This window comes from Anaeromicropila populeti (assembly GCF_900112775.1).
Lineage (GTDB): Bacteria > Bacillota > Clostridia > Lachnospirales > Lachnospiraceae > Anaeromicropila_A > Anaeromicropila_A populeti.
This window is the reverse complement of record NZ_FOYZ01000039.1, coordinates 1-2227: the sequence shown is the minus strand read 5'-3', so window position 1 is coordinate 2227 and position 2227 is coordinate 1. Positions and strand designations below refer to the sequence as shown.

Here is a 2227-nt window from a genome sequence, read left to right as displayed (position 1 = left end):
AAAGGTGGAAAAAATATATTGATAATCTAAGCCCCCTAAGAGGGTATGGGGGTACTCTTATATATTATGCTCTATCTTTATGATTTTATACTATCCAATAAAAATAAAATAATTTGAATAAGACTTGTAATTTTGTTATTTATGTTATATAATATAAATAACTTATATAATGTATATCAGTAATAGAAAGGAGTGGTAAGAGTGGAAGCTGAACAATCGTATATGGAATTGTTGGAAGTCATTGGCGCAGTTTATCCCGAAGTAAATGGATATTCCTTTTACCGCTATCTTTTCCCCGACAATGAGAAGCAGGGAGAATTGAATACTAATTTTTCAAGACCTAATGCAATCTATCTTTACCAAGATGAAAAGGACGAGGGAACGCAACGAAAATTAAGGCGGCGTATTATGCTTTCTGATACATGGGAAAAGGACTATGCCGATTATGTGGAACAGAACCAGCTTACCTTGTGTAGTGGCTTGACTTACCGACAGCGTGCAAATCGTTTGCAGAACGCCCAGCGTATGAACGCTCTTGTCTTTGACCTTGACGGGGTAGGTGCATATGAGATACGAAATCTGTTTTTACGGTTTGGAAAGCCAGCAGAGAAAATACGCACGTTGCCTATGCCTACTTTCCTTGTGGCTAGTGGCGCAGGACTTCATGTGTACTATGTCTTTGAAGAACCGATAGACCTTTACCCCAATATTAAGTTACAGTTGAAAGCCTTAAAATATGACCTTACGTTCAGAATGTGGGAGTATAAATCGACTTCCACAAAAAAAGAAATACAATATCAATCTATCAATCAGAGTTTTCGCATGGTAGGAAGTATCAACGGCAAGTATGGAACGGAAATAAAGGCATTTCAGACAGGGGAGAAAGTAACCCTTGATTATTTAAACCAATACGCCAAGTCAGAAAACAGGGTAGATATAAACCGTCCATTCAGACCGTCACAGATGACGAAAGCGGAAGCAAAAGAAGCCTATCCTGAATGGTATCAAAGGGTAATTGTAGAAAAGAGAAAGCGGCTTAAAAAATGGGATATAAAAGGCAAACAAGGCTATGCTCTTTATGAATGGTGGTTGCGGCAGATAGGGGAAGTAAAAGGCGGTCATAGGTATTATTTTTTAATGTGTCTTGTCATTTATGCTTGCAAATGCGATGTGCCACGAAAAAAATTAAAAGAGGATATGCAAACCGCTTTCGAGGAACTAAAAGGGGTGGAGCATGACAATCCATTAACCGAGGAAGATATACGAAGTGCTTTAGAGACTTATGACAAGGAATACTATAATTTCAAAATAGCTGATATTGAGAAGTTGACTGATATTCGTATAGAACGAAACAAGCGAAATTATCAAAAACAGAAAGACCATTTAGAAGAAGCAAGAGCAATTCGTGATATTCGTATGAAACGACAAAATAAAGATTGGCGAGAAGGAAATGGCAGACCTAGCGCAGAGGGAAAAATAATAGAGTATATGAGAGAAAATCCCGAAGCAAGAAAGTGTGATGTGATAAAGGGAACAGGGCTTGATAAAAAGACGGTTTATAAGCATTATGAAGCGGCAAAAGAACAGGCTAAAGCCGTGCAAAGAACAGGGCGCACGGAAAGAATGTAAGATTTAATCACCGTGATAACATACTTGACAAGCTATACACAACGTGCTAATATGCGATTATATAATTTATATAACATATATAATGGATATAACCGATATACAGTAAATAACAAGCATAACATAAAGGAGAGTGAAACAATGCAAATTATAGCAGTAGCGAACCAAAAAGGCGGCGTAGGCAAGACAACAACCTCACACGCTATGTGCGCAGGGTTAGCAGAAAAGGGCTTTAAGGTTTTAGGGATTGACCTTGACCCACAGGGGAATTTTTCTACCGCTTGCGGGGCAGAAAATTATAATGTGCCAACCTCATACGAACTGATGAAAGAGGAAGCCAGCGCAGAAGAAGCAATCCAGCAAACGAAAAGCGGCTTTGATGTGATACCCTCAAATATCATGCTTGCAGGAGCAGAACAGGAGTTATCCCAAACAGGAAAGGAATACCGCTTGAAAGAAGCTATTTCCCCTATTGCTGGTAACTATGATTTTATTATTATTGATACGCCGCCGTCTTTGGGTGTTTTAACTGTTAATGCGTTTACCTTTGCAAGTGATATTCTGATACCGACCACGGCGGGGATTTTCGCCGCAACAGGTA

At 39.0% G+C, this 2227-nt stretch carries 2 protein-coding genes; both read left to right on the top strand.

Annotation, left to right across the window (positions count from 1 at the left end; all coding sequences use genetic code 11):
• Positions 1-201: 201 nt before the first annotated feature.
• A complete protein-coding gene (locus tag BM305_RS18680; protein WP_242940600.1) occupies positions 202-1629 on the top strand; it encodes a hypothetical protein in 1428 nt (475 codons plus the stop codon).
• Positions 1630-1641: 12 nt separating this feature from the next.
• A partial coding sequence (locus BM305_RS18675; RefSeq protein ID WP_242940599.1) for a ParA family protein occupies positions 1642-2227 on the top strand: 586 nt, incomplete at its 3' end.